The 26,116-nt window shown below is 70.1% G+C and carries 20 protein-coding genes; 8 read left to right on the top strand and 12 right to left on the bottom strand.

The genetic code is table 11. The annotated features are described in order from the left end of the window. Nucleotides 1-381: 381 nt before the first annotated feature. Entirely contained in the window at nucleotides 382-585 is a 204-nt protein-coding gene (locus CED_RS12735) for a hypothetical protein (protein ID WP_035910789.1), read from the bottom strand. A 75-nt stretch (nucleotides 586-660) separates the two neighbouring features. After that, nucleotides 661-1,905 carry a zeta toxin family protein gene (locus CED_RS12730; RefSeq protein ID WP_035910786.1) on the bottom strand — a complete coding sequence of 415 codons (1,245 nt, stop codon included), beginning with the start codon at nucleotides 1,903-1,905 and terminating at the stop codon, nucleotides 661-663. Between the two features lie 540 nt (nucleotides 1,906-2,445). Between CED_RS12730 and CED_RS12725 the strand changes: the two genes are divergently transcribed. Then, nucleotides 2,446-4,686 (top strand): McrB family protein, encoded by a 2,241-nt coding sequence (locus tag CED_RS12725; protein ID WP_051868786.1) that lies wholly within the window; start codon nucleotides 2,446-2,448, stop codon nucleotides 4,684-4,686. A 4-nt stretch (nucleotides 4,687-4,690) separates the two neighbouring features. After that, nucleotides 4,691-5,941, top strand: coding sequence for an McrC family protein (locus CED_RS12720; RefSeq protein WP_051868785.1), 1,251 nt, complete (start codon nucleotides 4,691-4,693; stop codon nucleotides 5,939-5,941). A gap of 158 nt (nucleotides 5,942-6,099) precedes the next feature. Here CED_RS12720 and CED_RS12715 read toward each other — a convergent pair whose 3' ends face one another. The 9 genes from CED_RS12715 to CED_RS12675 form a co-directional block, all read right to left on the bottom strand. After that, complete coding sequence (locus CED_RS12715; protein ID WP_011437225.1) at nucleotides 6,100-6,930, bottom strand: carbohydrate ABC transporter permease; 831 nt, start codon at nucleotides 6,928-6,930, stop codon at nucleotides 6,100-6,102. Nucleotides 6,931-6,995: 65 nt separating this feature from the next. Continuing rightward, complete coding sequence (locus CED_RS12710) at nucleotides 6,996-7,985, bottom strand: carbohydrate ABC transporter permease (protein WP_035910784.1); 990 nt, start codon at nucleotides 7,983-7,985, stop codon at nucleotides 6,996-6,998. Nucleotides 7,986-8,088: 103 nt separating this feature from the next. Then, complete coding sequence (locus tag CED_RS12705; protein WP_011437223.1) at nucleotides 8,089-8,952, bottom strand: metallophosphoesterase; 864 nt, start codon at nucleotides 8,950-8,952, stop codon at nucleotides 8,089-8,091. 104 nt (nucleotides 8,953-9,056) lie between these two features. Further along, complete coding sequence (locus CED_RS12700; protein WP_035910813.1) at nucleotides 9,057-9,908, bottom strand: tyrosine-protein phosphatase; 852 nt, start codon at nucleotides 9,906-9,908, stop codon at nucleotides 9,057-9,059. A gap of 5 nt (nucleotides 9,909-9,913) precedes the next feature. Then, a complete protein-coding gene (locus CED_RS12695) occupies nucleotides 9,914-11,293 on the bottom strand; it encodes an ABC transporter substrate-binding protein (RefSeq protein ID WP_011437221.1) in 1,380 nt (459 codons plus the stop codon). A 112-nt stretch (nucleotides 11,294-11,405) separates the two neighbouring features. Continuing rightward, nucleotides 11,406-12,653, bottom strand: a complete 1,248-nt coding sequence (locus CED_RS12690) for an ABC transporter ATP-binding protein (protein ID WP_035910781.1) — start codon at nucleotides 12,651-12,653, stop codon at nucleotides 11,406-11,408. Between the two features lie 206 nt (nucleotides 12,654-12,859). Continuing rightward, on the bottom strand, nucleotides 12,860-13,807 hold the full coding sequence (locus CED_RS12685) for a MurR/RpiR family transcriptional regulator (protein WP_108913751.1): 948 nt from the start codon (nucleotides 13,805-13,807) through the stop codon (nucleotides 12,860-12,862). A 128-nt stretch (nucleotides 13,808-13,935) separates the two neighbouring features. After that, nucleotides 13,936-15,159: a homoserine O-acetyltransferase gene (locus CED_RS12680; protein WP_011437218.1), complete on the bottom strand. Its 1,224-nt coding sequence runs from the start codon at nucleotides 15,157-15,159 to the stop codon at nucleotides 13,936-13,938. Next, nucleotides 15,131-16,423: a bifunctional o-acetylhomoserine/o-acetylserine sulfhydrylase gene (locus CED_RS12675; protein WP_035910778.1), complete on the bottom strand. Its 1,293-nt coding sequence runs from the start codon at nucleotides 16,421-16,423 to the stop codon at nucleotides 15,131-15,133. Before CED_RS12675 ends, CED_RS12680 begins: the two co-directional genes overlap by 29 nt. Before the next feature lie 765 nt (nucleotides 16,424-17,188). On the opposite strand from CED_RS12675, the gene CED_RS12670 reads away from it, so the two are divergent. Beyond that, nucleotides 17,189-18,658 carry an HNH endonuclease signature motif containing protein gene (locus CED_RS12670; protein ID WP_035910775.1) on the top strand — a complete coding sequence of 490 codons (1,470 nt, stop codon included), beginning with the start codon at nucleotides 17,189-17,191 and terminating at the stop codon, nucleotides 18,656-18,658. 315 nt (nucleotides 18,659-18,973) lie between these two features. Continuing rightward, nucleotides 18,974-19,108 carry a hypothetical protein gene (locus CED_RS25785; protein ID WP_023840763.1) on the top strand — a complete coding sequence of 45 codons (135 nt, stop codon included), beginning with the start codon at nucleotides 18,974-18,976 and terminating at the stop codon, nucleotides 19,106-19,108. 36 nt (nucleotides 19,109-19,144) lie between these two features. On the opposite strand, the gene CED_RS12665 is transcribed toward CED_RS25785, so the two are convergent. Continuing rightward, nucleotides 19,145-20,536, bottom strand: a complete 1,392-nt coding sequence (locus tag CED_RS12665) for an ABC transporter substrate-binding protein (protein ID WP_035910772.1) — start codon at nucleotides 20,534-20,536, stop codon at nucleotides 19,145-19,147. 428 nt (nucleotides 20,537-20,964) lie between these two features. Between CED_RS12665 and CED_RS12660 the strand changes: the two genes are divergently transcribed. From CED_RS12660 to CED_RS12645, 4 genes are all read left to right on the top strand, one after another. Continuing rightward, nucleotides 20,965-23,967, top strand: coding sequence for a nitrate- and nitrite sensing domain-containing protein (locus CED_RS12660; RefSeq protein ID WP_235187056.1), 3,003 nt, complete (start codon nucleotides 20,965-20,967; stop codon nucleotides 23,965-23,967). Between the two features lie 102 nt (nucleotides 23,968-24,069). Beyond that, a complete protein-coding gene (locus CED_RS12655; RefSeq protein WP_035910766.1) occupies nucleotides 24,070-24,474 on the top strand; it encodes a roadblock/LC7 domain-containing protein in 405 nt (134 codons plus the stop codon). 67 nt (nucleotides 24,475-24,541) lie between these two features. Further along, entirely contained in the window at nucleotides 24,542-24,901 is a 360-nt protein-coding gene (locus CED_RS12650; protein WP_011437211.1) for a DUF742 domain-containing protein, read from the top strand. Nucleotides 24,902-25,049: 148 nt separating this feature from the next. Beyond that, nucleotides 25,050-25,979, top strand: a complete 930-nt coding sequence (locus CED_RS12645; protein ID WP_035910763.1) for a proline dehydrogenase family protein — start codon at nucleotides 25,050-25,052, stop codon at nucleotides 25,977-25,979. The last annotated feature ends 137 nt before the right edge of the window (nucleotides 25,980-26,116 follow it).

The raw sequence follows: 26,116 nt of genomic DNA, 5'->3' as shown, positions 1-26,116 counted from the left end.
CCTCCCGGCTGACCCCGACCCCCGAGACCCCAGCGGAGTGCCCCACGGTCACGCCGCCCACGATCATGCCCCAACGGGATTTCCGAATACGTACGGTCGGTCACCTTCGACCGGTACACCGGGCAGGACTTGGCCGAGTCCCGGCAGCGGATCCTGGATCGGCGTCCCGACACCCTGCTGACGAACTACGTGATGCTCGAGTACATCCTCACCCGGCCACCCTCGCAGCCTTCGGCGCGCACAAGGCACGGAGCCACCTCCCGGCGACCAGCACGCCCTCTGGTAGCCGCGTCCCCGGATCTCTGCGTACGATCTCAGCGCCGATCTGACTTCACCCGATACCGACGGGTTCTGTGGGCCGCCGGGATCAGCCGCGAAGCCTCACAGGTCGGTATAGCGATCGACATACAGAGTGGGCTTCTTGTCGCCGAAGATGCGCTTGGTCTCCTCTTCTTCCTTCTCGCGCATCCGCTTCTTGACGGCCTCCCATTTATCTGGGTCGAAGGTTTGGAGTCGGTCCATCCCCTCATCGAACTTCTGTGAACGACGAGCGTCGAACTCCTCGTCGGTTTCCTTGCCTTCCATGCTATGCTCCTTTTTCTCGTGAAACCATCTGTCTGATATTCGGATTGTGCGGGTAGCTGGTCGTCGAAGTGAAAATTATTGGTTTTCGCCTCGATCGGTGTACAGTGATGCCGGCCCCATGGCTTCTGGATTAATGTTTATTTTATTTTGAAATTTATCGTACGATCCTTGGTCGAGAATTGTCAAAATTTCGCCCGCCCTCTTGCGGGCGATCTGTCGGGGTTCAGAGTTGGTGTCATAAAGACGTACTTTATCGGCCTTCTCGGCATAACCTTCGAAGCCCTGGGAGAATCCACGGTGTGCCGTAAGCTGGTGGTCAACGGGAACATAGCGGCCGGACTTTGCGGCGCGGTCCGCGGCGCGCGTGACCGCGAGCTCCGGATCGGCACTCACCCCGAATAGGCGAACCTCGTATCCCTTCGCATGCGCGTCATCGATCAGCTTGGCGGTCTTCTCCGGGTTGCCGAGGGTGCTATCGTAGATGATATTGAGGCGGCGGTCCATGGCCTGTTGAAGGACTCCCTTCGCGAGTGAGCTGCTCTCTTCATGGACCACCTCAGCCGCGCGCGAGTCTCCTGCACCCATGATCTCGTCGAACTCGGGGATCATTTTCTTGATCTCGTCGGGATCAAGATGGACTACGTTCTCGGTGGGTACTTGGCCTTCGTCCTTGAGGTACTCCAGCACGAAGCCCTTGCCGGAGGCTCCGCCGCCGCCCATGAGGTCGAGGGTGGGGCTGCCCTGCTCCGGCGGCTTGGCATCGCCGATCACCTCCTTCACCAGATTCTCCCGGAGGGCGGCGCGTTCGGGGGTGTTGATGGTGTCCGTCGGGGTGAGGAGCGGATGGTCGTCCGGCAGAGTCCGCGGTGCCTCGCGGACGGCCCAGCGCTCCCGACCGGGGGCGGGCGCGTCCGGGGGCTCGGGGCGGTAGCGGCGGGCCGCGTCCTCCAACAGCGCCAGCTTGGCCTCGATCCGAGCCCGGTCGCTGTTCCCGGGCTCGGTGGGCGGGCGGACCTCGGACGGCCGGTCGCCGGTGGTGTCCGCCGGCGTAGCCGCGCCGCCGCCGGAACGGGCGAGCGCCGCCCTGTCGAGAAGGTCCAGCTTGGCGTCGATGCTGGAGGTGTTCCGGCTGGGAGCATCCCGGCCGGCCGGTCGCTCCTGATGGCGGGGCTCGGGTGAGTCGCCCGGGGAGGCGGCGCGGTCCAGCAGGTCGAGCTTTCTGTCGATCTCGGTGACCCGAGACTGCTCCGGGACCGGCCCACCGCCTGCGTCGGGTCGTTCCGGGGCGGTTTCGAGGCCACGGAACTCGGCCGGAGTCACCGCGGTAACCTGGCCGGAGACCGGCGAACAGCCATGGACGCTCCCGGGGCAGAAGAGAGCCATTCTCGTGACCGGGCCAACGGTATCGTATTCAGAAGCGCCTGGCACTTGTACGGCATCCCGGCGCGGAGAAGCGAGCCGGGCGGGATTGCCGCCTGTAATCACCTCCGGCGATCGGGGGGCGTATTTCTCCGCGGTCCACGTGAGCCGGCGCCGCGCGAAACAGATCGGTTCGCGCGCCTTCATGCTCGCGGTGAGGACGCTCCTGCCGGCCTGTGTGCCTGCTCACGGCAGCATCGATCTTCGGTTGCCGGCAGGCCTGCCGGGGGCGACGGGCGTTCGGTGCGTGAGGCGTGTGGACGGCGACAGCGGGAAACGGACGGCTCGATACCTCTCCGGACGGCCTGGCTGGCTCACCAGAATGATCACTCTGGGTAGTGGAAGTTTCGTTCGCTATGAGTGCTTCGTCGTTGTCTGATGACCTGATGAATAATTGCTCCCGATCAGATCCTGCGGGTGGATCGTCTCGGGGGCGGGTGCATGGCGGATCAGCTAGAGATCATCGGCGGGCTGCTGTACCGGGTTATGCGGATCTTGGCGGAGGTCGGCGAGGCGTCTCCGGACGAGCTGTGGATGCGGATGCGTGCGTCCGATGCTGGCGCCGATCCCGGATGGCGGCGCGGATCAGGTGACGACCCGCGGAGCGCCGTCGCAAGGAAACTCGTCCTGCGGGGCGCTGTCTACCTGGCCAGGGCCGGTCATCTGAGTGAGAGCAACCGCCGGTGGCAGGCTACCGGAATCGGCCGGGATGCGTTGCGGGCGTCCCCGGACGAGGCCGCGTGGTGGCGTGATGTCACGGAGCACAACACTTACTGGCGGGAACACCGGAGCAGCCTTGGCCTGGTGGACGACGTCCTCGCGGTGCTGCCCGAACAGACCTGGGTCAGCGTCACGGATCTCTCGACGGTGGCCGATCTGACGGTCGACGGCCTCGTCCGCCATCTGTGCGGCTTCCGCCCCGAGGGCTGGTCGCGCGTACTCGACCCGGCGGGCCGGCCGCCGCGCGAGGCCCTCTTCACCGAGGACGAGTATCGCGACTGGCTGGACTGGTTCGAGGTCGAGGTCGGCGACCTGACGGCGGGGCGGGCTGCCGGCGAGCTGCGGCTGCCGCTCGACGACCTCCGCATGCTCGTCGAGTCCATCGCGCCGGAGCGGATCCCTCGCCGGGCCTGGCTGGTGCGCGGCGCGGACCGGCGTGGCCGTTCGCTGGCGCGGGATCTCTGGCTGGCCGACGAGGTCTGTTCCCTGCCCGGTGACCGGCTGGAGGTGCGGCCCGGGGTCGACCGGGAGCAGGTGCGCCGGGCGGTCGACCGCGAACACGCCTCGCTCACCTCGGCCCGGCGCGGCCGGCTCACCAGCGAGTACCACGCCTTCCTGAGCCGGATGCGGGAGAACGACCTCGTCGTCGTGAACGACCGTGACGAGTACTACGTCGGGGAGATCCTCGGACCGCCGGTGTTCGTCGCGAGCGTCGGGGGCGTCGCGGACCTGCAACGGCCGGTCCACTGGCGCAACGCCGACGAGCCGGTGAACTACCTCGATCTACCCGATCGGGTGGCGGCCCTGCTCGGCAACGCGGAAGCGCGCATCGTCGATCTTTCCGATTTCGTCGCCGACCTCGACGCCCTGGTGCCCGCGCCCGCGCCGGTGGCATCGATCGCGACGACGGGGGCCGCCCCCCAGAGCGCCGACGCCGACCTCGCCGGCCAGACCCTCGCCGGCCAGGCCCTCGCCGGCCAGGCCCTCGGCGGGGACGATCTGCGCGAGGTCACGGACGAGTTCGCGGACGGCCTCTTTTACAGCCGGGACTGGTTGCGCAGGTGCGTCGAGCTTCTGCGGGACCGGCCGCAGCTCATCTTCTACGGCCCGCCCGGCACCGGCAAGACGTACCTCGCCCGGCGCTTGGCCTGGCATCTCGCCGACGATCGGCGCGAGAACGTCACCCTCGTCCAGTTCCATCCGTCCTATATGTACGAGGACTTCTTCCAGGGTTTCCGCCCGGTGCAGGTGAAGGGCGGCGACGGTGACGCGGCCACCACCAACCGGATGTCCTTCGAGCTCGTGGACGGTCCGCTGCGCCGGCTCGCCACCGCCGCCGAGCTCAATCCCCGCCAGGCGTTCTTCCTGATCATCGATGAGATCAACCGGGGTGACCTGGCCAGGATTTTCGGTGAGCTGTACTTTCTGCTGGAATACCGCGGGGAGGCCGTCACCACCCAGTACGCCTCCGCGGACACGCGCGACTTCCAACTACCGAAGAACCTGTTCATCATCGGCACGATGAACAGCGCGGACCGTTCGATCGCCGCCTTCGACCAGGCGCTGCGCCGGCGGTTCACCTTCGTCGGGCTCCATCCGGACGTCGAACCGACCGCGTCCGTGCTGCGCCGCTGGCTTGCGGCAGGCGACCTGCCCGACGAGGCGGCCCGCCTGCTCGGCGAGCTGAACCGCCGCATCGACGACCCGGACGCCCGCATCGGCCCGTCCTATCTGATGCGCGACCGCGTCCACCAGAGTGCCGACGGTCTCGACCGGGTGTGGGAACATCAGATCCTGCCGCTGCTGGCCGAACACCACGTCGGCGAGACCATCGACCTCGCGGCCCGGTACGGCCTACCGGCGCTGCGGCAGTCCCTCGGCCTGGCCGCGGTGGTTCCGGCCGCGGTGGTTCCGGCCGCCGGAGTCCCCGCGAACACCATCCCCGGCCCCGCGGCAGGCTGATGCCATGCTTGCGCCGGTGGAGCTGACCGAGGGCGCCGGGTGGCAGCGGCGGAAGCTGAGCCCGGGCCAGGCCGATGCGCTCGATGCCAGCGAGGTGGCGCAGGTGCGGCAACGGCGTGCCGACGGTACCTGCGAGGTCAAGGACAACGCCCTGGTCGGCACCGTGCGCCTCGGGTCGGGCGAGGATACGTTCGAGGTTCGCATCCGACCCAAGGTCACCATCCGCCGTCTGCTGTTTCTGCTTGGCTACGCGCAGGATCGCGGCAGGTGGTTCGAGGACGAGGTCCAGGCGGCGGAGGAACCGGATCTTCTGCCCGCGGTCGCCGCGGCGTTCGCCCGAACCGCCTCGCGGGCGCTCGCGCACGGGGTGCCGCGAGGCTATCGGCAGGTGGATGCGGCGCTTCCCGTCCTTCGCGGCCGGCTGCGCGAGTCCGCGCAGCTCCGGCAACGGTCCGGGGTGATGTTCCCCCTCGAGGTGCGCTATGACGAGCGCACCGTCGACACCGCCGAGAACCGGTTGCTGCTCGCCGCCACCCGCTCGCTGCTCGCCCTGGCCGGGGTGGCACCGGCCACCGCCCAGGAGCTGCGCCGTATCGCCGCCGCCCTGGACGGTGTGGCCGAGCCGGCGCACGGCCCCGTCAAGCCGCCGGACTGGGTGCCAACCCGGGTGAACGCGCCTTACCATGCGGCGCTCCGGCTCGCCGAGACGGTCTTGCGCTCGTCTTCCTTCGAACGGGAAGACGGGGAGACGCTCCGGGTGGACGGCTTCGTGGTGAAGATGTGGGAGGTCTTCGAGGACTTCGTGACCCACGCCGTCGACGAGGTCCTCACCCACCGCGGCGGTGAGGTCCGCCTGCAGGACCGCACCCACCACCTCGACGAGGACCGGACGCTGGAGATGTGCCCCGATCTCGTGCTGTACCGGCCGGAGGGCCCGGGCGGGCGGATGATCCCGGCGGTTGTCCTCGACGCGAAGTACCGGCTCGCGATCCGACAGGGCGCGCGCGCACACGTGTACCACCAGATGATCGCCTACTGTGCCCGGCTCGGCGCCCGGCAGGGACGGCTCGTCTACGCCGGCTCGGAGCGGGCCGACGGCCAGCCCGGCGGTCGTGGCGACGTCATCCGGAGCCGGATCGGGGGTCCCACGCCCATCGGGCTCGTGACGTACGTGCTCGACCTGAGGCTCCCCCTGGCCGAGTTGCGGGCCAGGATCGAGCGGATCGCCGACGATATGGTCACCCCGTCCGTCTGACGGAGCTCTCCGATCTCGCGGCCCACTTTCGCGGCCCACCTTGGATCGCCGTCACCCGGCCGGCCGGCTTCCTTTGGATAGGCAAGAGGCAAGAGGCGAGGAGCTGCCGCCGGGAAACGGGGCCGCGCGGTCAGCGTAGGCCGGAGCGGTCAGCGCGGTCAGCGCAGGCCGGAGCGCACGAACGCGTCGACGACCTGGCGCTGCAGGACCAGGTAGAGGGCGAAGACGGGCAGGCAGGCAAGGCCGGACCCGGCCATCACGGCGCCCCAGTTGTCGCCCTCGAGGGTCAGGAAACCGCGGATGCCCAGCTGGATGACGGAGTTCGCCCGCTGCAGCGCCAGCGCCGGCCAAAAATATTCGTTCCAGGCGGTGATGAACAGCAGGATCGACAGCGACGCCAGCGCCGGGCGCAGGTTCGGCACGACGACCGTCCACAATGTGGACCATGAACCCCGCCCGTCGATGCGGGCCGCGTCGAGCAGCTCCCGGGGGAAGGCCTGCATGTGCTGGCGGAGCATGAGCACCGCGAGCGCCGAGCACAGGTTCGGCACGATGACGCCGGCCAGCGTGTTCAGCAGGCCCAGGTTCGACAGCACCAGGTAGTTCGAGATCATCGTCACCTGGAACGGGATGAGCCAGGTGGCCACGAACGCCAGGTAGAACAGGGTCCTGCCGCGGAACTCCCAGGCGGCGAAGGCGTAGGCGGCGAGCAGGGACATCATGAGCTGGCCGGCGGCGGTGACGGCGGCGATCGTGAAGGTGTTGGCGAGCAGCACGCCGATGTCGAGACTGTCGAAGACGTAGCGGTAGTTCGCGAGGCTCAGCGGCCAGGGCAGGAGCGACTGGTCGAAGATGTCGTCCGGCCGGCGGAAGGAGGTGGCGAACATCCAGTACACCGGAAACAGGCTGATCAGGCTCAGTAGGGCCAGCATCAGATGGCTGGCCGCGGCCCGCCAGTGGGGTATCCGCGGTATCCGCATGCTGCTCATCGTGTGCGCATCCTTGGATCGGGGGACCGGGGTGCGTCGAGAAATCCGGTCGCCGAGGGTCCGGGTCAGTTGTCAGCGAAGCTGTACCGGTCGGCCAGTTTGACCAGCACTGCCGCCACCACCGCGAAGACGAGGAAGAACGCGATGCCCGCCGCGGAGGCCAGACCGGAGTCCAGGCNGCGGAAACCGAACTCCCAGAGCAGGTAATAGATGTTGGTCGAGGAGTCGGCGGGGCCGCCCTGGGTGAGCACGTCGAGCAGTGGGAATGTCCACTGCCCCGACAGCAGCACGGTTATCAGCAGCATGAACAGCAGGGTCGAGCGCAGCATCGGCAGAGTCACCCACCGGGTGACCTGCCAGCGCGACGCCCCGTCCATCTCGGCGGCCTCGGCGTAATCACTGCTGATGCCGGTGAGTCCGGCGGAGATGACGAGGGTGGCGAAGCCGAGGATCTGCCACGCGCAGATCGCCAGGATGGCGATCAGCGCCGTCCGCTCCTCCCGCAGCCAGCTGTAGTCACCAAGCCCGAGGGCGTGGTTCACCACCCCTTTGGAATCCAGCAACCAGCGCCAGACCGCGGCGGCGGGGACCGGCGCGACCAGCATCGGCAGAAAGACCAGCGCCCGGTAGACGGTGCGCGACCGACCGCCCAGGTCCCGGATGGCCAGCGCGATGGCGGTGGGCAGAACGATGGCGAACGGAACCAGGCCGAGGATGTACCACAGCGTGTTCTTCGCGGCGCCCCGGAGCTGCGGAAGGGTGAAGATCTGCCGGTAGTTGTCCAGACCGACGTAGGTCCGTGGCGAGTTCGGCAGCAGGTTCCAGTGGTAGAAGGACAGCTGGACGGCCTCGATGATCGGTTTGTAGGTCCATAGCACCAGGCTGGCCACTCCGGGCAGCAGGTACAGGTAGGGCGGGGTGGCGGCGAGCATCCGCCGGGCCAGCGACGGCCGGGCGGCCCGCACCGGCACGCGCGACGCGGCACCGGCGGAAACTGCGGCACCGGCGGGGACTGTGGCGCCGGCTGCCCCCNGGNTGGCGNTTTCGACGAACACGGTTCGGAAGCATCCTTTCCGGAGGCGCGGGAAGTCCGGAGGCGTGGGAAGGGCCGACGCACCGGACGGGGTCAGTGCCGGACGGGGTCAGTGCCGGACGGGGTCAGTGATAATCCGCCGCGAGCTGGACGACCTCGTCGAGGGTCATGTCGTAGACCACTTCGGAGGTGGCGATCGGTACCGCGGTGGCGACGGCCCCCTCGGGGTAGACGTCGATCCGGGTGTACTCGCCCCCCACCAGGCCGGTTATCCGGTCGGCCGGGCCGAGGGTGCGTATCCGGTAGGCGGTGGCACCCGCCACCCAGACCGGAACGCCGCTGAGCACGCCCGCGGACGCGTGGTGGGCGTGACCGGCCAGCACGATCTTCACGTCGCTGCCGGCGAGCACGTCGGCGAGGTTCTGCGGCTCGGCGAGCAGGAGCGAGTTCACCATCGCGAGCGGGGACGGCACGGGTGGGTGATGCAGGGCGAGGATGGTCCCGTCAGGGGCCGCGGTGGCCAGCTCGTCGGCGAGCCAGCGCAGCTGGGCGGTGCTCAGAAAGCCGCTGTGCTCGCCCGGTTCGGTGGTGTCGAGCATGATGATCCGCAGGTCACCGACCCAGTGCACGTAGTCGTGAGCCTCCGCCGTGGGTTCCGCGCCGAGCAGTCCCTCCCGGAACGGGCCACGCGAGTCGTGGTTGCCGACGCCGTAGAGCACGGGCGTGCCCAGGCGCGCCGCCGCCGGTTCGACCAGGTCACGCAACCGCTGGTAGGCCAGCAGATCACCGCGGTCGGCGAGGTCGCCGGTGAGCAGCAGGGCGCCGATCTTCAGCGTGGACGCCTCGATCTGGTCGAGCACGGTGCGCAGCGCGGCGTACGTGTCGACCTTGCCGTGCATCAGCTCACCCTCGCGGACGATGTGGGTGTCACTGATCTGGATCAGGATGTGGGTGGGCGTGTGCGCGGTCGGGTCCAGGAGTATTGGCATGGACATCCTTCCGGAGCGGGGTTCAGGGCGGGCGGGGTGGCGCATGGGGTGAGCCGCAGGCCCGAGGGGTGGGGACTTCGGGCCTGCGGCTCACCGGCTGGGGTTCAGCCCGCGGTCGGCGGACCGCAGTCCGGCCCGGCGTCGGAGGCCTCCGCCGGCACGAGCAGGGCCTCGACGAGGCGGTCCAGCGCGTGCGCCGTCGCCCCGTGCGCGAGCAGGTAGGTGCGGGTGTCCCCGTGCCGGGCGTGGATNCGGTCCAGTGCGTGCAGGATGAGGTCGGGCGGGCTCGCCATCAGCGAGGCCGGCAGCTCCTCGCCGTCGGTGGACATCAGGGCGGAGATGCGCTGGACGGCCGCCGCGGCCTCGTCCCGCAGGAAGTACGAGGTCAGCGCGAAGTCCTGCGCGATCACCTCGGCTGGCACCCCGGCGAGGTCCAGCGCCAGAGCGATGACCAGACCGGTGCGGTCCTTGCCTGCGCTGCAGTGCACGATCGCGGGCAGTGCCCCCGGTGTGGCGAGCGCGAGCATGGCCGCGGTGAGGCGGTCCCCTCGATGATCGACGACGTGGTCGTAGAGGCTGCGCAGATCGCCGGCCGTCTGGTGCCGGTCGACCGGCAGGGTGTAGACGGGCACCCGCCGATGCGTCGCGGCGAGCCGGCCGAGCTGGTCCGGATCGTGCGCCACCTCGGTGTCCTCGCGCAGGTCGATGACCGTGCGCAGCCCGATCTGCGCGAGGATGGCCTGCCCACGGCCGTCGAGCCCGCGTAGCGTGCCCGAGCGCAGCAGCGTGCGCCAGCGCAGGGAGCGTCCGTGCACAGTCGGGTAGCCGCCGACGTCGCGCAGGTTGATCGTGCCCGGCAGCGACAGGACGCGCCGCGCCNGCGGCGCCCCGCCGTCGCCCGGGGCGCTCCCGGTGCTCGCTGCGGTGGCCGTGCTCCCGGTGCTTACGACGGGCACGGCGGTCACTTCCGGGGCAGGAAGCTGGTGGCCTGCTTCTGTGCGGCGGCCAGGGTGGATGCGGGATCCTTGCCGGTGAAGACGGCGCTTTCGACCGCGGTCATCATCGTGTCCGAGATCTGGAGGTAGTTGTCACCCGGGAAGGACTCCCACGGCTCGATCCGGGCGAGCTGGTCGAGGTTCGGCTTGATGAGCGGGTTCGCCTTCGCCCAGGCCTGCAGGCTCTTCGGGTCGTCGATCAGGCCGGTCCGCAGCGGCAGGTAGCCGATCTTCGAGGAGATCTCGGTGTAGGCGTGGTCGCCGGTGAGGAACTTGATCAGTTCCCAGGCGGCGCGCTGCTTGGCCGGGTCCTTACTGAAGATCGCCAGTGCCGCTCCCGAGTTGGTGGGGATGACCGGCTTCGAGCCGAACGAGGGTTCCTGGGTGGCGTCGAGCTGCCAGTTGTTCGCCTTGGCGCCGGCCATGAACATCCCTTGCAGGGAGCTGCTTTCGAGCAGCATCCCGGCCTGACCGCTGCTGAACGCCTTGACCTGCTGCTTCTGGTCAAGGTTCGGCATCACGCCGCTGTGTACCAGGTCGGCGGCCATCGATACCGCCTCGACGCCCGGCGGATCGGCGAAGGACAGCTTGGTACCGTCGGTGGAGATCACTCGGCCGCCGGCCGAACGTACCAGGCTCTGGAAACACCAGTCCCCGACCTTCGTCAGACAGTCGATGAGGACCCCGTCCTTGCCGGTCTTCGCCTTGATGGCAAGCGCCGCGGTCTTTACCTCCGCCCAGGTCTTCGGCGGCTTGGCCGGGTCGAGGCCGGCCTGGGTGAACAGGGTCTTGTTCAGCCAGAGAACCGGGGTGGAGAAGACGTACGGGACGGCGTAGGTCTTGCCGTCAACGTCGCCGAGGGTGCGGGCTTTCGGGGCGAACGGGTGTTCGCCGCCGAAGTTCGCCTGAACGGCCTCCCGCCCGACCAACGTGTCGAGCGGCTGGGCGCCGAGGCTGCCGGCGGCGAAGCGCAGCGCGTTGAAGGTGATCTGGGCGACGTCCGGGGGGCTGCCTGCCAGCACCTGGTTCTTGATGCTGGTGACGTAGTCGCCGCTGTTCGCGCTACCGGCCAGGTTCTGCGGCGGCTGGCCCTTGACGGTGATGTTGGGATGCGCGGCCTGGAAGTCGCGCAGCAGCCCCTCGATCACCGGCTTCCACGTCCCGACGTTCGCGAGGTTGTAACTTTCGAAGACGATCGAGACCTTCTGGTCCGGGGAGAGTTCGGGGATCGTGCTGGCGTTCGCGGCCGTACTCGTGGGTGTGGACGAGGACGTCGCACACGCGGAGGCGAGCGCCGCAAGCAACGCGAGGCCAGCCGCGGCACGCAGCAGGCGTGGTCGAGCCACGGGGATGCTCCTTGGGATCAACGGGACGTTGGGATCAACGGGATCAACGGGATCGACGGGATGGCGGACGGACCGGATCGCGATGATCTGGTCCGGTTGGTCTGGTCGCAGCTCAGACCGCGGCGGGCGCGGGCGAAGCGGGGGATGGGGATGCGGCGAGCGCGCCGGGCACGGGGATGGTCAGGGATTCCCGGGGATCCGGTGGCCGCCAGGCGAGACGACGTCCGCTCGCCCGAGCGAACAGGTGCACCCGTGAGACGTCGACAGTGAGTCGGGCCCGGTCACCGGCGGCCAGTCCGATCGGGCGGGGGCCACGCAGCGCGACGGCCTGACCGTGGACGTCGCACCAGGCCACCTCCTCGCTGCCGAGGTTCTCGACCGTGGTCACGACACCTTCGATCNGCGCGGTCGACCCGGGTGATGCCGTCAAGCCGGGTGATGCCGTCGATGCCTCGGCCGGGTGGGGCGGCTCGGCCGGGCGGGGCGACTCGGCCGAGCCGGGCAACAGCGTCAGGTTCTCGGGTCGCAGACCGACGATGACGTCGCGGGGTTCGTCGAAGCCCGGCCACAGCGGGATGCGCAGCCCGTCCGCGCGGACCGCCAGCAGGTCGCCGTCGGCCTCCACCCGGGCCTCGATCAGGTTCATCGGCGGTGCGCCGAGGAAGCCGGCGACGAACACCGAGGCCGGCGTGTCGTAGACCTCGGTCGGGCTGCCCACCTGTTCCACGCGGCCGCCGTTGAGCAGGACCACGCGGGTTGCCATCGACATGGCCTCCACCTGGTCGTGGGTGACGTAGATGAAGGTCCGGCCCAGCCGGCGGTGCAGTCCGGCGAGCTCGGTGCGGGTCGCGGTGCGCAGTTTCNCGTCGAGGTTCGAGAGGGGTTCGTCCATGAGGAACGCCTGGGGGTCACGGACCAGCGCACGGCCGAGCGCCACCCGTTGGCGCTGCCCGCCGGACAGCTCACGGGGGCGCCGGTGGAGCAGCCCGCCGAGTTCGAGCTGGTCGGCGACCTCGCGGACGCGCCGGGCGATCTCCGCCTTGGGGCGGCGCGCGGCCCGCAGCGGAAACCCGATGTTGCGTTCGACCGTCAGGTGCGGGTACAGCGCGTAGCTCTGGAAGACCATGGCGAGGTCGCGCCGTCGGGCGGGGACATGGGTGATGTCGCGATCGCCGAGCATGATGCGTCCCTCGCTCGGCTCCAGCAGGCCGGCGATCATGCGCAGCAGCGTGGTCTTCCCGCAGCCGCTCGGTCCCAGCAGAACGAGGAAGTCGCCGTCCGCCACGTCGAGGGAGACGTCGTCCACCGCACGGACGTTTCCGAAGCGCCTCGTGAGGCCCTCGATCCGGATTTCTGCCACCCAGCACCCCGTGTACGTCTGCTCCAGGAGCGCGCCTGCCTCCCGGTTCCTCGTTACAGAGGCAGTCTCGGGTACCGAGATGAATGGTCCATGACGGTCGGGAAACGGGGGACAGTCACTTACCGCAACGAATCTCCGGCCAAGCGCCTTGCCGGTGGGACGCTTTCGTAGCTGTCCGCGNGTCCCCTGACCCGACCGGTCATCGGTCAGAACTCGTAGGGATCGGCGGCCCCGAGGCCGGGATCCGCCGCGGGCCGCCGCGGGCCGTCCTCCGCCCGCACGGAGTGGCCCTGGACGTCCCGCATGATGGTTCCGGCCAGCAGCGGGTTGTCCGTGCGGCGCAGGCCGACCGCGAGTTGCAGGGCGTTGAGCAGCAGCAGGGAGGCNAGCCGGCTTGCGATCATGTCCGAGCTGATGGGCCAGTCGGGCGCCCCCACCACGAGGCTGATGTCGGCGATCTCGGCCAGGGGACCGGCCGTGTAGCTGGTGATGCCGATGACGGCGGCGCCCGCGGTCCGGGCCGCCTCCGCGGCCCGCAGACTCGGCTCGTTCGCTCCGCTGCTCGTGATAACCAGGCAGACGTCCGAGGGCGCGAGCAGGCGGGCGGTGAGTTCCTGGGCGATCGAGTCGCCCGGCGCCTCGGCCGGCCGGCCCATACCCAGGAAGCGCAACGCCGCGTCCTGGGCGACCGGAGCCGATCCGCCGTTGCCGATGACGAGCAGCCGGTCGGCCCGGTCCAGCAGGTCCACGGCGGGCGCGAGACGGGACCGGTCCAGCGGGCCGAGCGCGTCGGCGAGCACCGCGGTCGCCGCGCCGAAGACGGTGTCCACCAGGCGCTCGACCGGGTCGGCGGCGTCCGTTCGGCCGATCTCACCGCGCAGCGCCGCGGCCCCGCTCTCCCGGGCGAGCTCGACGCGGAAATGCTGGAATCCGCGGAAGCCGAGATGTTGGCAGGCGCGCACCACCGTGGCCGTCGATGTTCCCGCGGCCTCCGCGAGCTGCGCAGCGGACCATTCGACCACGTCCCCCGGACGGGCCAGACACACTTCGGCCACCCGCTGCTCGCTCGGGAGCAGGCCTGGCAGGGCCGCGCGGATGGTGGCGAACAGCCCGCCCGGGCGGGCACCCGGCGGACCGGCGGAGGGGGTCACCATGCAGCGGTTCATACACGCTCAAGGTGACGGGCCGGGGTGCCGTGCCGTCAACGTGCCGCGCCGTGCCGTCAGAGTGCCGCGCGGTGCCGTCAACGTGCGGATAAACTGTGCGGATAATCAGTTCCGGGTCAGGCCGTCCGGAGGGCGTCGTGGACGATTGCGGCGACCTGCTCGGTCTCGATCAGAAACCCGTCGTGCCCGCGCCGCGAGTGGACGACGCGCAACGGCGCGCCGACGCGCTCGGCGATGTACTCCTGCAGATGGAGGGGATAGAGCCGGTCGGAGTCGACCCCCGCGACGGTGAACGGCACCGGGCAGGACCGTAGCGCCGACGCGCGCCCCCCGCGCCCCCGGCCGACGTCCTGGGTCATCATCGCCCGGGTCAGTGCGACGTAAGTGCCGGCGTCGAACCGAGCGGCCAGCTTGCCGGCATGGTGGTCGAGGTAGGAGGCGACCTCGAACAACCCGTCGGGCCGGGTCCGATCCGCGAACCGCTCCTCCAGTTCGGCCTCGCTGCGATAGCTGATCTGGGCCACCCGCCGGGCCAGACCCATGCCGGCGTCCGGGCCGCGTCCGCCGGGCCGGCCGTGGTAGTCGCCGCCGTTCCAGGCCGGGTCGTCGATGATCGCACGAAGCTGCACCGCGGACAACCCGATCTGCTCCGCCGTCGCAGCCGCGCCGCAGGCCAGGACCACGGCGTGGTCGACCCGGTCGGGATGGCCGACAGCCCACTCCAGGGCCCGCATGCCCCCCATCGAGCCGCCGACCACCGCGGCCCAGCGCCGGATGCCGAGCGCGTCGGCGACGGCGACCTCCACCGTGACCTGATCGGAGATCGTGATCTCGGGCCATCGGCCGCCCCAGGGTCGGCCGTCCGGCGCGGGACTGGCTGGCCCGGTCGTGCCCTGACAGCCGCCCAGCACATTCGGACAGACCACGAAGAGGCGATCGGTATCGAGGGCCCGCCCAGGCCCGATCAGGCCATCCCACCAGCCTGGGGTGGGATGGCCCGGCCCGGGCGGGCCGACGGCGTGACTGTCCCCGGTGAGCGCGTGCAGGACCAGCACCGCGTTGGTGGCCGCGGCGTCGAGGCGGCCCCACGTCTCGTAGGCCACCGTCACGCCGGGCAGGATGCCGCCGCGTTCCAGCTGCAGCGGTCCCGGCAGGTCGACGAACCGGCGCCGTCCCACCGGGTCGATCCCGGCGCGCCATGCCCCGGAGGCGGGCGGTGGCGTCGGCGGTATCGGTTGGACCGTCGGCGGTATCGGTTGGACCGTCGGCGGTACCGGTTCGACCGAAAGGGCCGCACCGGTGCCACGCGACTCAGCTCTTGGCCGCACGGAACCCGGCATCGAGGTCGGCCAGGATGTCGTCGATCCCCTCGATGCCGACCGACAGGCGGACGAGATCCGGGGTGACCCCGGTCGCGGTCTGCTCGGCCTCGGTGAGCTGGGAGTGCGTCGTCGTCGCGGGATGGATAATCAGTGAGCGGACGTCGCCGACGTTCGCCAGATGGCTGAACAGCTCGACCCCCTCGACGAACTTCTTCCCGGCCTCGGCGCCACCGACGATGCCGAAGGACAGGATCGCGCCGGCGCCGCGGGGGAGCACCTTCTGCGCCCGGGAGTACCACCGCGACGATGGCAGGCCCGGGTAGGCCACCCAGCTCACCTCGTCGCGCGCATCGAGCCACTCGGCGACCCGCCGGGCGTTCGCGGTGTGCCGCTCGATCCGCAGCGACAGCGTCTCCAGACCCTGGAGCAGCAGGAACGAGTTGAACGGGGAGATCGCCGGGCCGAGGTCGCGCAGTAGCTGCACTCGTGCCTTGGCGATGTACGAGCCGTGACCGAGCGCGTCCCAGTAGACTAGACCGTGGTAGCTCGGGTCGGGAGTGGTGAAGTTCGCGAACCGGCCGGAGGCGCCGAAGTCGAACCGGCCGCCGTCGNCGATGACGCCGCCGATCGCGGTGCCGTGGCCGCCGATGAACTTCGTCGCCGAGTGGACGACGATGTCCGCGCCGTGCTCCAGCGGCCGGTACAGATAGGGCGTCGCGAGGGTGTTGTCAACGATGAGCGGGATCCCGTGCGCGTGGGCGACCTCGGAGATCCCGACGGTGTCGAGGACGTCGCCGCGGGGGTTGCCGATCGTTTCCCCGTAGAACGCCTTCGTGGTGGGCCGTACCGCCGCCCGCCACTCCTCGAGATCATCGGGATCGCCGACGAAGGAGACCTCGATGCCCAGCTTCGGCAGGGTGTAGTGGAACAGGTTGTACGTCCCGCCGTACAGGCTGGCCGAGGAGACCACGTGGTCGCCGGCCTCGGCCAGGTTCAGGATCGCCAGCGTCTCCGCGGCCTGCCCCGACGCCGCCGCGAGCGCCCCGATCCCACCTTCGAGGGCGGCGATGCGCTGCTCGAAGACGTCCTGAGTGGGGTTCATGATCCGGGTGTAGATGTTTCCGGGCTCACCGAGGGCGAACAGAGCGGCGGCGTGGTCGGTGTCGCGGAAGACGTAGCTGGTGGTCTGGTAGATCGGCACGGCTCGGGCGCCGGTCGCCGGGTCCGGCTGGGCTCCCGCGTGGATCTGCTGGGTCTCGAACGACCAGCTCTCGGTGCTCATAGGGTGATTCTCCCCGGGTCGAAGTCGGTGTTCGGTGTCGGCGGTGTCGGCGGTGGGGTGTCGGCGGTGGGGTGTCGGCGGTGCCGGCGGTGCCGGCGTGTCGGCGGTGTACTGGGCGCCGGCCGTGGGGCGCTGGCCGGGCACCGATGCCTCTGCGACTAATCCGCGATGGCTGTCCTCGTCCGCGGTTCCTCACGGTTGCTCGCGCGGTGCGGCGGTGGACGGTCCGGCTGCCGAACCGGGCCGCTTCCCCGGGGCCCGGTCGGAATGCCTAAGATCGTGTGGTACGGAAAAGGTCAGGAGCCTGGACACAGCCCGTCGAAGGCGGCCGTGCGGGATGGGTGACCATTCGGTGTACCGATGTTCGGGCATCCCCCCGAACATCGCAGAGCGGCGCGCAACCGTCCCGGATATCCGGCATACGACCTCACGGCTTCGACGCTAGCAGCGTGTCGGGTCGTTGTCCGCGGCGGGNGCAGATTTTNCACCNGAGAAGNGAACAATCGCAGGCGCGGGATGGGCTCTGGACCGTGCTCGAGGCCGTGCCCCGGGCTGCCGGGGGAGTCGAGGGCGGCCCGGGCGGGGTGCGGGGACGGTCCCGGCCGGCAGGCCGCCGGCCATACACGTGAAGCCGAGGGCGANCGGGATCTTCGCGCAGGGCGCGCACCAGCACGCCGGTCCTCATTTCCGCTACGACCACAGCACCTAGTTACGGCAATCGAACATGAGTTCGACATCGGGGGTTGTGTGATCTACGCTTGATCCATGACCATCACTGCCGGCCCGGCCCTCGGGCAGCATTTGGTGCCGTCGGGTTTGGCGGTAGTGGCCGAGCAGGTCGGCGGCCTGTTGGATGCGCCGGTGTGGTCGTTGTCGGATGCCGAGTTGTACGGCGCCCTGGACGACTGTTCGGTGGAGCTGGCCCGCCTGGCCGCGGTACGGCTCGCGCTGGTGCGAGAGGCCCACGGCCGGAACCTGGCCGTGCGGGAGGGGGCTACCAGCACCGCGGCGCTGCTGCGGGAACGGCTGCGGATCCGGCCGGGGGACGCCCATCGCCTGGTCGATCTGGCCCTGGCCCTGGCCGTGGACGGACCGCTGAGTGCCACCGGTGCGGCCCTGGCCGCCGGCGCGATCACGGTCGAGCAGGCGGTTGAGGTCCGCACGACGATCCGTTCTCTCCCCCGCGGCCTGGACGCGCAGGTGTACACCGCGGCGGAGGCATCCCTGCTGGAGCTGGCCCGGATGTTCGACCCCCGCGAACTGGCCCGTCTTGGCCGGCACCTGCGGGAACAACTCACCCGCATCGACACCAGCCCCGGCGGCGACGGCCCCGCCAACACCGGCAGCCAGAACGGCGACCGTGAGGGCGCCGACTCCGGCACGTCTCCCGGCCCCGCAGGGGGCCCGGCCGGCGATGACAACCAGAACCCCGGCAACGACAACCAGGATTCGGGCAACGGCAACCAGGATTCGGGCGACGCCCCCGCGGATCGGCGCGGCCTGTGGATCACCGATCTGCCCGGGGGTAGCNCCCGTATCNCCGGCGAACTCGACGCCGAAGCCGCCGCGCTCCTACGCAGCGCACTTGACCCGCTGGCCAANCCCCGCCCCGCCGACGACGGCACCCTCGACCCCCGCACACCTGCACAGCGCCGCGCCGACGCCCTCGTCGACCTCCTTCACCGCACCCTCGCCACCGCAGCCCTGCCCGTCACCGGCGGCGTGCGCCCCCACCTCACCGTCACCGTCTCCTGGACGGCACTACTCGGCCAGGGAGGTACGCCCGCCACCACCAGTTGGGGTCAACCCCTGCCGGCCAGTGTCCTGCGCCGGCTGGCCTGTGACGCCACGGTCACCCGCGTCGTCTTCGATGCGGCGAGCGTCCCCCTCGACGTCGGACGGGCCCACCGCACCGCACCCGCGGACCTACGCCGCGCCGTCATCGCCCGAGACGTCTGCTGTTCATTCCCGGGGTGTGACCGGCCGCCGTCATGGTGCGAAGTTCACCACGTTCGTCATTGGATAGACGGTGGAAGAACCTCACTTGACAATCTGGTACTACTGTGTGGATATCATCACAGGCTCATCCACCATCACGGCTGGATCGTCCGAATCGGCCACGATCGCCGGCCCGAATTCATCCCTCCGCCCTGGGTCGACTCCGACCAGATACCCCGACGCAACCCCTACAGCCGACATACCTCCGATCTCCTCCGTGCGGCAACAGTTGCATAGACCGGCTCATAGCTGAAGGAAGGTCCGAATTTGAAGGACCAGCTCAAAAACCCTCAGAATATCCTCGCTCGCGCTGCCGTGAACGGCGCTACACGACGAGCCTGTCGTCCGACTTCCCGGAGTGGCTCGCGTGGCGCCGTCGCCAGCACCACCTGGCCGCCAGGTGCGCGCCGCCAGGTATGCGCCGCCGGCGGCTCCAGGGCTCGCGTACAGGAGTCTCCGGGAGAGGGTCGCCCAGACCGCCACCATGGTCAGCAGTCCGGTGACGGCTTCGCCCAGCGGCCACGGCGCCGCGGCCACGGCGCCGAGCCCGGTGTGGCAGGCGGTGTGCTCGCCGTCCTCGAACTCGACGGACGCGCGGCCCGGTTCCGGCTGGAGAAGACCGAGCCGGACGGCACCCCCGGCGGCCTCGATCCGGTGCTGGTGGCGGATCTCGCGCCGGCGAGGTGATCCGTGGACGGGTCAGGGGGAGAACGATCCGGGTACCTACTCGTTCCGTGTCCGTGTCCTGGTCCTGGTCCCCGGCGTCGACTGTGACGCCGACGTCGCCCTCGATGATGGGTGTCCGACAGTCGTCACGGCCGTCCCCGGCGCGGGCCACTTGACCGTCGTCGTGGCCAGGTCGCGGGGGTAGACGGTTCTGAATGTCGTACCGGTGGTCTGTTCGATCGCTGTTGCGGAAAGTGTGTTCTGGTGGGTTCCGTCGAAATGGACGCCGTTCCACGGCATGATGGTCGAACTCGCGGGTAGATTCAGGGCGGTCAACGCGGAGCGGACCAGTTCACGATCCGTACTGCCCGCGTCATCGATTGCCTGCGCGATCGTGGTCATGGCGGTGAAGGCCTCGGCCGCATTCTCGGTCATCGGCGCCCCGAAATCGTGCAGATAGCGGNCGATTACTCTCGCGGCCAGCGGATTGGCCCGGGCGATGGGCATCGACCAGGCGACCTGGCGGCTGACCCGATCGGCGAACTCGGGAACCGCGGCGAGTCGGGCGGCCTCCGCCGGGTCGCCGTACACGACAACCGCGGGCGGTATGTATCCACCATCCCGGAAAGTGTTTCCCAGAATTGCGCCCTGACCGGGAGAAATATTCGTCAGTACAATGTCGGGTGCAGTGGCTTGCAGGGCGCCGACAGCGGCGGCCAGATCGCCCGTACCCGGCTGGCCCGTACCCGGCTGGCCCGTACCCGGCTGGTAGGCCACGCTCGCCACGATCGGGTAACCGGTCTCCTCGGCGAACTCCGCCACGGTCGCCTGCATATCGAGGCCGGTGGCGTCGTTGGTGTAGAGCAGGGCGACGCGTCGGCGTTCCTGGCCCGGCTGCTCGGCGTCACGCAGCAGGGACAGGAAGGCGCCGCCGTAGTCGGCCGCGTCGGGTCCGATCCGGAAGAACCAGCTCAGCCCACGTTCGGTCAGCGCCGTCAGCGACGGGCCCCCGCTGACGAACGGGATCCGCAGGCGTTCGGCCCGCTGGCTGGCTTCCAGGGTGGCGTCGGGGGTGAACGCGCCGACGATGCCCACGACGCCGTGGTCGGTCGCCAAGCGTGACGTGGCGTCCGCGGTCTGGCGCGGATCGCTACTTGTATCCAATGTCACAACAGAAAGATGGGCCCGGCCGGCTGGCCCCCAGAGGTCTCTGGTCCCGTCGCTCGCCCAGCTTTCGCCGGCGTTGATGAGACGGCTGGCGAGCTCTGCTCCGCGTTGTGCGTCACGCCCCGTCTCGGTATCGCCATGGGTCATGGGGGCGAGCAGTCCGATCTTGACCTCGCCGGAAACTCGGGCCGGCTCGGCTTTGCCACCGCTACCACAGGCGGCCAGCACGACCGCGGAGAGAAGCGCAAGGCCCGCGACCGTGCTTCGAAACCCGTGGATCATCGTGCTCCCGCATGCCCGGCTCGGTGAGGAGTGAAAGCTGGCAGTGGCCAGCGGCGACACTAGTTGTTTGTCGGACAACAACCGCAGCCGGGCTGTCCAGCAGCGCGGGTGATTGACGGGGCCAATCGTCAGGCGAGCCTACTGGCGACCCCACCGGCGGCGACATCGGGCGCCCACATAGTCTTTGCCGGCCAAGGCATAGTCTTTGCCGGCCAGGGCCGGGACTGGCCTGGCGGGACAGTTCCAGAGGGCGATCCGAGAGGGCGAGAGGTACGGATCTCGTGGTCCAGCCGGGAAGAAGGCGGGTCGCGGCGGATGACCCGCCGGGCTCCTCTGCCGAGAGCCGGCATTGTGGCGCGGGCACACCCGGGGACCGGGAGCAGCCATCCCCGGTGCGGCGTCGGCGGCACTCGGCGGGGGCCGTGACCGTGACCGTGACCGGGGCCGTGACCGGGGCCGCGGCCCCCGCCGTGGCTACGACCGGGGCGGGGGAGTTCCGATCGCGTCCGTGGCGGCGGCTGCGCCTGCACGACCTCCCCGTGCGCGGGAAGCTCTTCGCGGCCTTGGCGGTGCCCATGGCGGCCTTCTTGGCGGTAGCGATTCTCGCCGGCGTGACCTGGCTGTCCGACGCGGCCAGCTACGGTCACGGGGTGACCTCGGCGAGGCTCGGCCGGGATGTGACCGCGGCGGTGCACGAGATGCAGCTCGAGCGGGACCTCGCCGCGGGCTTCATCATGAGCGGGCGTGGCGCCGCCCCGACCAGCAGGGCGCTGGCCGACCGGCTGAACACCGAGCAGCGTGTCGTGGACAAGGTGCTAACCCGTTTCCAGGCCTCGCTGGGGTCCTCCTCCGGCCGTCTCGGCCGAGGGGCCTCCCCGCTGTCCGTGCGGGTGCGGCAGAGCATCGCCGCACTGCCCGCGCTGCGTCAGGCCGTCCGGGGCGGGAAGCTGCCCATCGGCGCGATCCTGAGCGAGTACTCGACCACGATCAGCCGCCTGCTCGCCTTCGACCGCCGGATCGGGCAGGACCGGGACGACGACGAGCTCCGCTACGCCACCACGGTCCTCAATGACCTGTCGACCATCAAGGAGATCAACTCCCAGATCCGCGGTCAGCTCTACGCCGCGGCCCTCACCGGCCGGTTCGAGTTCGGCGCCGCCGAACGGATGTCCGGTCTCCTCGCCGAGGAGCAGACGGCCCAGGACGCGTTCCGCGCCGCAGCCCGACCCAGCGACCGGACCCGCTATGATCAGATCGTCAACGGTCAGGCGGTGCTGACGGTCAAGCGCACCTCCGACCGTGCCATCCAGCGTCAGCGGCTGCCCGACCTCGGCATCGATCCCGACCAGTGGTTCGCGGCCAGCACCACCCACATCGAGCTGCTGCGCACCGTCGAGACCGGACTGCTCGACGACGTCATCGGGTCCGCGAGCGACCTGCGCTCCACCGCCTGGGAGCGAACCGCCATCCTCGGCGCGCTGATCATCATTATCATGGCCGGTGCGATCGTGTGGACGCTGGCGATCGCGCGCACGATGACCGGCCCCCTGCGCAGACTGCGGACGGGCGCCCTCGACGTCGCCCACGAGCGCCTTCCCCGCCTGATCGAGCAGCTGCAAACCGCGTACCCGGACCAGGTCGACACGACGATCCGGTCCATCNCCGTCGACTCCCGCGACGAGATCGGCGAGGTCGCGCGCACCTTCGACGAGCTGCAGCACGAGGCGGTGCGGCTGGCCACCGAACAGGCCGGCCTGCGGCGCAACGTCAACACCCTGTTCCTGAGCCTGTCCCGGCGCAGCCAGAGCCTCATCGAACGGCAGATCGCGCTCATCGACCGGCTGGAGGCCAGCGAGGAGAACCCCCTCCAGCTGGAGAACCTGTTCAAGCTCGACCACCTGGCGACCCGGATGCGCCGCAACAGCGAGAACCTGCTCGTGCTCGCGGGGGCCGGCCCGGGCCGGCGCCGGGCGGGTCCGGTACCGCTGGGTGACGTGCTGCAGGCCGCGATCGGCGAGATCGAGCAGTACGAACGGATCCAGATCATCGAGGTGCCGGAGGTGCAGGTTGCGGCCGACTCCGTCAACCACGTCGTCCACCTCGTCGCCGAGCTGTTGGAGAACGCCGCCCAGTTCTCCCCGCCATACCTCGCGGTCGACCTCGCGGCGTCCCGCCTTGACGACGGCGGATTGCTCATCATCATCGACGACGCCGGCCTCGGGATGTCGGAGAAGGAGCTGACCGCAGCCAACCAGCGGCTGGCCGAGCCTCCGGTGTTCGACTTCTCGATCGCCCAACGCCTCGGCCTGTTCGTCGTGGCCCGCCTGGCCGCGCGGCACGACATCGAGGTGCGGCTGGCACGCTCGGATACCGGCGGGGNTCGCGCGCTCGTCCATCTGCCCGCCGTGCTGCTCGTCGCGGGCAGCGCGTCTCGTGGCAGCGCGTCTCGTGGCAGCGCGTCTCATGGCAGCGCGTCTCATGGCAGCGCGTCTCATGGCAACGGCCTGGCGGCTCCCGGCCTGGCGGGGCCCGGTGCGACGGGCCTGAACGGTTACGGGCCTGCGGGGCCTGCTGGGCCTGCGGGGTCGCTCGGCGGTCCCGATACGCCGCCGGCCGCTCTCGGCTCCTACACCTCCTACACACCGACCGAGGAGTGGTTCCGGCCGCGCGGTGTCGATCTCGACGTCGTTGACGAGCTCGCCGACGACGCCGACCTGCCCACCGCGGCCGAGGCGGGTGGCGGGNCGCGTCCGGGCGCCGCCACGGGATCGGATGGCGGGGCCGCCCTGCCTCCGATAGAGGAGGCGGTGGCCGCGCTCCGTCGTCGGCGCGAGCGTGGGGCGGACAGAAGGATGCGCGCCGCCGCGGTGCGGTCGCCCGAGCCCTCCGAGCCCTCCGAGGTCCCCGAGGTCCCCGAGGAGAAGTTCAACTGGTTCACGCGAGATCCGGCACCGTCGCGTTCCGCGGAGCGCATCCCACCCGCGTCCCTTGAGCCACCCGCGTCCCTTGAGCCACCCGCGTCCCTTGAGCCACCCGCGTCCCTTGAGCCACCCGCGTCCCTTGAGCCCTCAGCGGCCGGTGGGGCGGCACGGTCAGGCGGGGCGATAACCGTCGGTGGGGTACCGGGCTCAGGCGAAGCGGCGGTGAGTGACCATCCCCCCATCGGGCCAGACGGTCCCAGGACCCCCTCCGGGCTGCCGATCCGCGCCCCGCAGACCCACGGGCTCCTCGGCCCGGACCCGTTGGGCACGCCCCCGTCCAGGTCCGCGACCGCTCGCCCCCCCGATGCCGGTCCCGACCTTTTCGGCCCGGCAGCGGCGCTCACGCCGGCCCCGGAACGGCAGACGGTGGCGCCCGAACGGATCCGCGGCCGCCTGAGCCGACTGTACGAAGGCGTTCACCATGCCCGTGGTGTCAAGGGAGACCCCTGACGAGCCTGGCGGGGACGGATGACCATCCGCACCCTTCCTGCCTGCGCGCGGACACCACACCGTCTGATTCGCACCGTCTGATTCGCATAGTCTGGAGGACGCGTGACCCGCGCGGATCCCGAGCATCCCTCGCTCGACTGGCTCGTCAACAACTTCGTCGACTTCGTGCCCGGCGNGGCCAATGCGATCGTCGCGTCCTCGGACGGGCATCTCCTCGCCGTCTGCACTGGTCTCCCGCGGGAGCGGGCGGAACGGCTGGGTTCTCTCGCGTCCGGTCTGTTCAGCCTGACCCTGGCCGCCGCCGACTTCGTGGACGGCGGCCACGTCACCCAGACCATCGTCGAGATGGCCCAGGGCTCGCTGCTGCTCATGGCAGTCGGGGAGGGGTCCTATCTGGCCGTGCTCGCCACCAACACCTGCGATATCGGGCTCGTAGGGTACGAGATGACGGTGCTCGTCGCCCGGACCCGGGAGGCGCTCNCCCCGGCCCGCCGCGAAAGTGTGTGACCAGGTGTCCACCAGGTGACATCCCCCATGACCCCATACCCCTATGACCAGGTGATCAGGTGATCACGTGAACGGGGACGCGGTGGAGCCGTCGGGCGAGCTTGTGCGGCCGTACACGGCGACCCGCGGCCGGGCGCGCCCGTCCCGTCTGCTGGCGCTCGAGGCCATGGTGACCACGACACCGCTCGGCCGCGGGCGGCTGTCCGTCCTGCTTCTCGAACAGAAGTCGATCGTCGCGATGTGCGTGCAGCCTCAGTCGGTGATCGAGATCGCGGCCGAGCTGCGTTTGCCCGTGGGCGTCGTCCGCGTGCTCGTCGCCGACGCGGCGGCGGACCGCCTGGTAGAGATCTCCCAGCTCACCATGCCGACGGGAGCCCCGCAGCTCGAGTTGCTCGACCGGGTACTCGCCGGCCTGCGTCGCATCTGAGACGGCGCGCTCTGAGACGGCGCGCTCTGAGACGGCGCGCTCTGAGACGGCGCGGCATTCCGCGCCGCTGGGCTGGACAGAGCATTGAGCTTACGTGAAGCTTCGGATCGCGCTCATTCTGTCACGTCGCCTCAGAGGGACGATCGATATGATCCAAAAGCTGATGCCTCCCGTGTCCCGCCATCCGCTCACCCGCGCGCTCGTCACACGTACCCCCCTCGCCCGGGGGATCATCGATCGCTTCGTCGCCGGCCCGTCCGATACGGACGCGATCGCCGCGGTAGCCGGACTTGCCGACCTCGGCCTCCTGGCGACAGTGGATCTGCTCGGTGAGGACATCACCCGTGCGCAGGACGCGGCCGACACTCTGCTGGCCTACCTCGGGCTGCTCGACCTCGCCGACCGCGCGGGGATCGCCGCCGGTCTCGACGTCTCGGTGAAGCTGTCCGCGCTCGGTCAGGCCGTGCCCCGCGACGGCCGCAAGCTGTCATACGAGAACGCCGCCGAGCTCTGCGCGCGGGCAGCGGCGGCGAACGCGACGGTCACCCTGGACATGGAGGATCACACCACCACGGACTCGACGTTGGACACCCTGGTGGAGCTGCGTCGCGACTTCCCCTTCGTCGGCGCCGTCCTGCAGGCGCAGCTTCTGCGCACCGAGACGGACTGCCGTGACCTCGCCACCGCCGGGTCACGGGTGCGGCTGTGCAAGGGCGCCTACCGCGAACCGTCCGCCGTGGCCTACCAGGGACGTCCGGCCGTCGCCGCCGCGTACGCCCGCTGTCTGGGAATCCTGCTCACCGGATCGGGCTATCCCATGATTGCCACTCACGATCCCGCCCTCCTGAACCTCGCCGGCCGGTTCGCCGAGCACGTGGGACGCCTGCCCGCGACCTTCGAATACCAGTTGCTGTACGGGGTACGCCCGGGCGAGCAGCGGCGGTTGGCGTCGACCGGGGCCACGGNGCGGGNGTATGTGCCCTACGGGGCGGACTGCGTGCCGTACCTGACCCGGCGGCTGGTGGAGAGACCCACGAACCTGCTGCTTGCCGCCCGCGCGCTCCGGAGTCGGGCCTGAGACGCGGCGGGCCTGGGATTATGGGCGGGCCTGGGACGCGGCGGGCCTGGGACGCGGCGGGCCTGGGACGCGGCGGGCCTGGGACGCGGCGGGCCTGGGACGCGGCGGGCCTGGGACGCGGCGGGCCTGGGACGCGG

It is taken from the genome of Frankia sp. CeD, from assembly GCF_000732115.1.
Lineage (GTDB): Bacteria > Actinomycetota > Actinomycetes > Frankiales > Frankiaceae > Frankia > Frankia casuarinae.
This window is presented reverse-complemented; position numbering and strand designations above follow the sequence as displayed.

Bases quoted from the DNA above. Each gene is read 5' to 3' on its own strand.
- CED_RS12705 (WP_011437223.1), bottom strand. From the start codon at position 8,952: ATGCCAATACTCCTGGACCCGACCGCGCACACGCCCACCCACATCCTG.
- CED_RS12725 (WP_051868786.1), top strand. From the start codon at position 2,446: ATGGCGGATCAGCTAGAGATCATCGGCGGGCTGCTGTACCGGGTTATG.
- CED_RS12720 (WP_051868785.1), top strand. From the start codon at position 4,691: ATGCTTGCGCCGGTGGAGCTGACCGAGGGCGCCGGGTGGCAGCGGCGG.
- CED_RS12735 (WP_035910789.1), bottom strand. From the start codon at position 585: ATGGAAGGCAAGGAAACCGACGAGGAGTTCGACGCTCGTCGTTCACAG.
- CED_RS12715 (WP_011437225.1), bottom strand. From the start codon at position 6,930: ATGAGCAGCATGCGGATACCGCGGATACCCCACTGGCGGGCCGCGGCC.
- CED_RS12680 (WP_011437218.1), bottom strand. From the start codon at position 15,159: ATGCCGGGTTCCGTGCGGCCAAGAGCTGAGTCGCGTGGCACCGGTGCG.